This is a genomic window from Acidiphilium sp. JA12-A1, assembly GCF_000724705.2.
In the GTDB taxonomy this organism is placed as follows: Bacteria; Pseudomonadota; Alphaproteobacteria; order Acetobacterales; family Acetobacteraceae; genus Acidiphilium; species Acidiphilium multivorum.
In genome coordinates this window covers 1-7054 of sequence record NZ_JFHO01000008.1, presented here as the reverse complement: position 1 = coordinate 7054, position 7054 = coordinate 1, and the positions used below count along the sequence as shown (strand labels likewise).

Here is a 7054-nt window from a genome sequence, read left to right as displayed (position 1 = left end):
GAGCAGTTCAAGGAAGCGACAACTTCGGCGCTCGCCCGCGAGATCCTCGACCGAGCGCTGGAATGTGCAAAATCGGATGATTGTTATGAAGCCCTTAAGCTTTCGCGGCGAATTATGCGCCACGAAGCAGCCGTTCTGCAGTCATGTCAGTGATCAAAAGGATCGTAAATGTCTCATTCAGCAAAGGCCTTCAAAGCCTATGAATCCGCCAATCAACTGCGAGGTCAGCGTGAGCAGGATGCCGAAGTGTTCCGCACTGTCAGTTCTATGCTCCGTGCGGCCGACGATGATCTGAGTCGTACACGAGCACTGGCAACTGCCCGCAGGCTCTGGCAGACGATTCTCGCTACAAATCTCGATCCACTCAATCCGTTGCCGGCACCACTTCGGGCGCAGATCGTTTCTGTTGCGAATAACATTCTTCAGCAGACAAATGATCAAAGTCCCGACCTTGAAGTGATCGCGATAATCGGCGACAATTTTGCCGATGGACTTAGCGGGCGAGCATAGATCTCGGAGACATTTGATGTCGTCTACTCTATCGCCAAATATTGCTACTCTCTTTACAAGCTCCGCAAATACGACTTCGTCAAGTATTGTCTCAATTCTTGAAGCGAGTTACGGCGGAGCGACGAGCGGAACTGTCACGAGTTCTCAAAATCCGATTATTGCGCTCCGAATCGCCCAACAGAATGAAACAAAAGATATTCAGGCAGAAGCAAAATCGCCACAAGTACAGCGGGATATTGCCGCGTTCACAAAAGCGGTGAACAGCGCGAAGACTGCGAAGCAGCTTCTTCAAAATCCAACCGTTCTTAAAGTTCTTCTTACTGCTAATGGGCTAGGGTCTCAGGTCGGATTTCCTGCGTTGGCTCAAAAGGCACTTCTGTCAAATCCGAGCGATCCAAACGGGCTTGCCAATCAATTGTCGTCCACTAATTCGCAGTGGCTTTCGACCGCCCAGATTTATCAGTTTGCAACCAAAGGGTTATCTATAATACAAAAACCATCAAGTATAAGTACACTCACTAATGCATATGCTGAAGTTCTTTGGCGTCAATCACTTGATAAACAGACCCCTGGACTTTCAAACGCACTATATTTCATTCAGAACGCTCAAAAATTCACGAATGCCACTCAAATTCTCGGCGATTCTGTTATGCGCTCGGTCGTCACGACCGCATTGGGAGTTCCCCAACAAATCGCATTTCAGCCGCTGCTTGCTCAAGAGCAGGCCATCACCAGTCGACTTGATGTATCAAAATTTCAGAATAAGCAGTTTGTTCAATCGTTCGCGGATCGATTCCTTGCAGTCACACAAGCAAGCAATATGAACGCTTATGGCTCGAGCTCCAGTCTCGTTGGGCTAGCTGCACAAGCTAGATCTCTCATCGCATAAGCTATAGCAATCCCGCGCGCTGACCGGAGAATTGGTCCGCACCACCGTTCAAAAGGAACCTGACTATGTCCGATCTCCACTCGAATTCTCAATTGCAACCCGCCGTACGGGGCGATAATTCAAGTGTAAATCGCGTGCTTTTTGCGCGCGTGCGGCAGCTAATCGATCAGGGGCAGGTCAACGCCGCCTCGCTCCTACTCCCTACCCTCGAGAAGCGCGGTGAGAATCCTGGGACGATCGTTGCGTTATCAGCGGCAATCGAATTTGTTAAAGGCAGGCACGCTCGTGCGAAGGAAATAGTCTCGGACGGCTTAGCTGCATTTCCTGAGAATTCGATTATCCTTTGTTTTAGTGCCGAGATTAGCCTTGAGGAAAAGAATTGGGTTGAAGCGGCGAAGGCCGCTTCCGAGGCGGTCGTTGCAGACCCAAGGAATTCAACGGCTAAGTCTATATTAGGAAGAGCTCTCTTGGAGCTAGGGCATATCGACGACGCTGCGACCTGCTTGCGCGAGGTCCTTGACGAGATGCCGTCTAACTTCCTGGCGCTCGCCGGGCTATGCCGCTCTGCGCCCGCAGAGGCGGAGGACACCTTGCGCAATATATTGCAGGACAGTGATGAAGAGCATTCCGACCGTCCTCAAGATGATCTGAGGCTTCGCCATCTTCTTATCTCGGTACTGATTGAACGGGGAGCCTATACAGAAGCAACTGATCAAATCCGGCGACTTGTAGCCGAAGGTCGCGCTAATCTCGACACCAGTCTCCTAGCCGTCCAAGCAGCCGTAGGAACAGGCAATTGGGACGAGGCTACATTGCTGTTTAGCGACAATACGCGCAATTTGCCACGCCATGCTTGATCAGGTTGCTAGCGCTCCAGCTTTACACGAAAATATGACGAATGCGGCCGACGTCATAGCCGCGGGGGTGGCTCTTGATGCCGGCAGCACCCGCGAGTCCGCAAGGAAGCTTTTCCAGCGAGCGAGTGAGCTGGCTCCATCATGGGATGAGCCGTTGATTAGGCTTGCCCAGAGTTATCGTGCTGATGGCCATGTGGCTGAGGCCAAAGAGCTCTATATCCAAGCCAGCATACGCAATCGTTGGCGGATTGAACCTTTGCTTGCTTATGGAATATTGGCACTACAAAGCAACGACCCGCACGACGCAGTAGGATATCTTTCGCGAGCTACCGATCTTGATCCCACCAACCATCAGGCTTGGCATGGACTTGCGCTTGCGCTCGGTGCGCTCGGACTTCAGGGTGCCGCATTGCGCGCGATGGCCAACGCCGGAAATCTGGCACCTGATATACTTCATTATGCAATTACATATAATGAACTTCGCGACACGGTTGATCATGATCTGATTTTGCAGATCCGAGAGCCGAAGTGGACCACTGCCATTGAGCTCTGTCTTGAAGCCAATGCAGCTCTTAGGCGCGGTGGGGCTGAAGAGGCGATCGCTCTTTTAGAGACTGCGATCGACGTTGAGCCGGATGCGTCTGATATCCTAGCTTTGCTCGGCAATGCGTATTTGGCAAATCAGATGCCAGAAATGGCAGAATTACATCTGCGCAAAGCCCTTCTCCGTGCGCCCGAAAACATCGATATCGCCAATGATCTAGCTGTCTCACTTGGCCGACAGTATCGTTTTGGCGATGCTTCCGATATATTGAATAAATTAGATATTCCCGCAAACGCGAGCTCTACGATATTATTAAATCGCGCTACGATCAGAGCATCAGCTGGCGATCTCGCAGGAAGTGCAAGGGACATCAAAGCGGCAACCCCCAAAGCCAATGACCGGTCTCGGCTGCGAGCTGAATGTTCCTTAATTCCGTATCAAAGCAATGCGACCGCGGAGCTTCTTCTGGACTCGACCCGAAAACTCGCCGCGACATTGCCCGAAGACTGCGAACCACTGATGAAGCCCTCTGTTGTTGATCCTGATCGTCCACTTCGAATCGGCCTACTGTCTCATTCTCTGCGACAACATCCTGTAGGATGGCTCACATTTGCCGGTCTGGAAAATTTAGATCGAGATGCATACGAGCTCTATTGTTTTGGTCACTTCGCTGCAGGAGATCCATTTGCGCAGCGGCTTGCACGACGTGTGCGCAAATGGCAAGACCGAATCACAAAATACGAGGCGGAGATTGCCTCAAATATTGCCGATTGTAATATCGATATTCTTATTGACTTGAGTGGCTTTGGTGACAATGGATTGATTGGAAGTTTGGCGTATCGCCCGGCGCCCGTCCAAATGAAATGGGTTGGCTCACAGGCGTCTACAACTGGCATGAAGCGTGTTGACTGGTTCATTACGGATCGATGGGAGACCCCGGAGGGGTTTGATCAATATTATACGGAACAGCTATTACGGTTGCCGGACGGCTATGTCTGCTATTCTCCTCCCCCAACGTCGCCGCCTGTCAGCAATTTGCCGGCTCTTGCAAACGGTCATGTCACCTTTGGCTGCTTCAATAATCTGACAAAACTGACCGATGAGACATTATCGCTCTGGGGACGGATCCTTGAACAGGTCGATAACGCCCACCTGCTCCTCCGCTGCCCGCAATTTTCTGAAGATGGAATTCCTGAGCGCTTCATCTCTCGAGCGCATGCTCTTGGAGTTGATACGAGTCGGGTCGAATTGCGCGGTCGAGCTCCGCATCCAGAATTCATCGAAGGCTACAAGGACGTTGATATCGCACTAGATCCATTCCCGTATTCAGGTGGGCTAACGACATGCGAATCGATGTTTATGGGGGTGCCTGTCATCACTTTGGCTGGTGATTTCTTCGCCGCACGTCATTCGGTGAGCCACCTTTCGAACGTGGGCCTGACGGATTGCGTTACAGAGAGTCCGGAACAGTATATCGATCGTGCCGTTGCCATGTCCTCGGATCTGGAAGCGCTAGCCGCACGTCGGGCTCGATTGCGCGAACAGATGCTCACGAGTCCCCTCTGTGACGCGAAGCGTTTTGGTCGTAATCTCGGTGCCGCGTTGCGCTATGCGTGGCAGGATTATTGTCGTAACGGCTGCCGGGCTTGATCAATCGCCGCAACTGTGGTGCTGACGCGGGATGATCCCATTTTCCGCCCGCGTCGGCCGAACAAGGCCGGCGGCTACTTTCGCTATGGCTGCCCGGGCTCGCGCTCTTCGTGCCGCTGGCCATGATGTGATTTCGCTATCGATCGGCGAGCCCGACCTTCCAACCCCACCGCATGTCGTAGATGCCGCACACCGTGCCGCACTCGGCGGGCAGACACGCTACCCCCCTATCGCTGGAACCGATGCGCTGCGCTGCGCCGCAGCACGGAAATTCGAACGCGATCAGGGTTTGCCGGCAACACCAGCTGACGTTCTTGTCACAAATGGCGGCAAGCAGGCGATATTTGACGCCGTGATGTCGGTCATCGATCCTGGCGATGAAGTGCTTATTCCCGCGCCTTGCTGGGCAGGCTACATCCAGGTGGTTGAATTCACCGGTGGTATCCCGGTGTTCATCGATTGCCCCGCCGAAGCAGGATTCCGCGTGGATGCTGCCACCCTCGCGGCAGCTATCGGGCCAAGGACGAAGCTCCTTGTTCTCAACTATCCAAACAATCCGTCCGGCGCGGTTGCCGATGCGGCAATGCTTATCGGCATCGCCGATGTGCTTCGTCGGCATCCTCATGTACTGACAATTTCGGATGATATTTACGAGCACCTCATTTTCGAAGGCGCATACGTGACATTGGCGGCCGCTGCTCCAGATCTCGCTGGGCGCGTGCTGACTATGTCCGGCGTATCGAAATCCTATGCGATGACCGGCTGGCGCATTGGCTTCTGTACCGGTCCGCGTGACTGGCTAGCGGCAATGACGCTGGTTCAGGGGACTACCACTGCGGGTGTTTCGACCATTAGCCAGGCGGCTGCTGTTGCGGCGCTAGACGGCCCGCAGGATCTTCTCGAGGAACGACGTACGATTTATCGTCGACGCCGCGATCTTGTTCTAGGTGCGCTGGCCGGTGCGCCTGGCCTTACCTGTTCCCGCCCAGAGGGAGCTTTCTACGCCTTCCCGTCGATCACCAGTCTATTGGGTTGCCGGACCCCGAGCGGCCGAATACTTGGCAATGATGAGGATGTGGCGAATGCCTTACTAGATGAGGCTTTGGTCGCTACGGTTCCGGGCTCCGCGTTTGCAATGCCAGGTCATATCCGGCTTTCGACGGCTGCATCCGATGCCCTTCTGGAAGAGGCCTGCGAGCGCATTCTACGATTTTGCATAACGACATGTAACCATTAATTTAGAGCGTTTTCGACCGTATTGAATTGATGGGGGGAATTCCCGCTGGCGTGGAATTCTGGGTCAGAATCCGTGCTGGTGAAGGAGGCTGGCATGGATGGGATACCCTCTCTCGATTGATTTGCGCGTGCGGATTCTGGCTGCTGATCGGCTCCTTCTGAGTGATCCGGGATCTATTTTAGAGCAGCTTCTGAGCCGAAAAATCGCGTGGGGATTCCCGTATCGGGTGAGAGGTGATTCACGATGTTTGCAGGCGAAGGAGGCTGGCATGCATAGGGTGAAGGTAATTTCGCTGGATTTGTGTACGCGTCGTAGCGGCGGTTGATGGCGGCATGTCGCACTGTCTGGCGGCTGAACGCCTCGGGGTTGGGATTGCGGCGGCGATACGCTGGGTGCAACTGAGCCGGGAGAGGGGTTCGCCGGCACCAATGAAGGTGGGCGGCGACCGCCGCTCGGAACGGATCGAGCGCCACGCGGGTGGTTGTCCTTGACCTGGTCGAGACGACGCCTGACTTGACACTTGTCGAGGTGCAGGAGCGGCTGATGACGGAACGTTCGGAGCGGTTTGGCATTTCGACGATCTGGCGGTTCTTCGGCGGACACCGGATCACGCTGAACAAAAAGATTGGCCATGCGGTGGAGCAGGACCGTCCGGACGTCCTGAAGCGGCGCCGTGAGTGGTTTGAGGACCAGGTCGATCTCGAACCCGAGCGGTCAATCTTCATCGATGAAGCCGGCGGTGTCAGGAATTCTCTGTATGGGTGGCCGGTTGAACATCAGGCCGCCAGGGCCCTTACGAAGCGATCGCCGAAGATGACGGCGAACTGAGCCTTTGCCATAGCCCATTCTCGAGGTGGCATCACCCATTCCTTTTTCGGGTCGGTTCAGGATCAGATAGAGGAACTTGGCGGCGGCCTCATCGCTCGGGAAATGGCCGCGCGCGCGGATCGCCCGACGCAGCTTGAAATTCAGGACTTCTATGGCGTTCGTCGTATAAATGATCCGACGGACCTCGCCGGGGAAGGAAAAGAACGGGATGACTTCCTGCCACACCCGACGCCAGCTCTGGCCGATGGCAGGGTATTTCCGGCCCCATGGCCCGGCCTCGAAGGCCACGAGTGCTGCCTCGGCGGCCCTGGCATCGACGGCCCGGTAGATCCTTGAGGGCAGTCTCGACCGCCTTGCGGTCCTTGTAGGACACGAAATCCATGGAGTTCCGGAGCAGATGGACGATGCAGGTCTGCACGATCGTCTCGGGAAAGACGGCAGTGATCGCCTCTGGCCCCCCCTTCAGGCCATCGACCACAGCCAGCAGGATGTCCTCGACGCCGCGGTTCTTCAACTCGTTCATCACCCGCAGCCAGAAT

The 7054-nt window shown here is 54.7% G+C and carries 7 protein-coding genes and 1 pseudogene; 7 read left to right on the top strand and 1 reads right to left on the bottom strand.

The genetic code is table 11. From position 1 onward, the window contains the following. From RT91_RS22785 to RT91_RS02265, 7 genes are all read left to right on the top strand, one after another. The coding region (locus RT91_RS22785) for a flagellar biosynthesis repressor FlbT (RefSeq protein WP_275470326.1) at positions 1-153 on the top strand (153 nt) is incomplete at its 5' end. 15 nt (positions 154-168) lie between these two features. Then, complete coding sequence (locus tag RT91_RS20125; RefSeq protein ID WP_007423972.1) at positions 169-510, top strand: flagellar biosynthesis regulator FlaF; 342 nt, start codon at positions 169-171, stop codon at positions 508-510. A 16-nt stretch (positions 511-526) separates the two neighbouring features. Beyond that, positions 527-1399, top strand: a complete 873-nt coding sequence (locus RT91_RS20120; RefSeq protein WP_082468516.1) for a DUF1217 domain-containing protein — start codon at positions 527-529, stop codon at positions 1397-1399. A 65-nt stretch (positions 1400-1464) separates the two neighbouring features. After that, positions 1465-2256: a lipopolysaccharide assembly protein LapB gene (locus RT91_RS20115; RefSeq protein WP_007423970.1), complete on the top strand. Its 792-nt coding sequence runs from the start codon at positions 1465-1467 to the stop codon at positions 2254-2256. Continuing rightward, a complete protein-coding gene (locus RT91_RS20110) occupies positions 2249-4450 on the top strand; it encodes a tetratricopeptide repeat protein (protein WP_082468515.1) in 2202 nt (733 codons plus the stop codon). The genes RT91_RS20115 and RT91_RS20110 overlap by 8 nt, the downstream gene beginning before the upstream one ends. A gap of 31 nt (positions 4451-4481) precedes the next feature. Continuing rightward, positions 4482-5687: a pyridoxal phosphate-dependent aminotransferase gene (locus RT91_RS20105; RefSeq protein ID WP_082468514.1), complete on the top strand. Its 1206-nt coding sequence runs from the start codon at positions 4482-4484 to the stop codon at positions 5685-5687. A 543-nt stretch (positions 5688-6230) separates the two neighbouring features. After that, positions 6231-6515 (top strand): hypothetical protein, encoded by a 285-nt coding sequence (locus RT91_RS02265; protein ID WP_152982775.1) that lies wholly within the window; start codon positions 6231-6233, stop codon positions 6513-6515. On the opposite strand, the pseudogene RT91_RS20100 reads toward RT91_RS02265, so the two are convergent. Further along, a pseudogene (locus RT91_RS20100) lies at positions 6464-7054 on the bottom strand (IS256 family transposase); the annotation flags it as partial. The gene RT91_RS02265 and the pseudogene RT91_RS20100 overlap by 52 nt on opposite strands.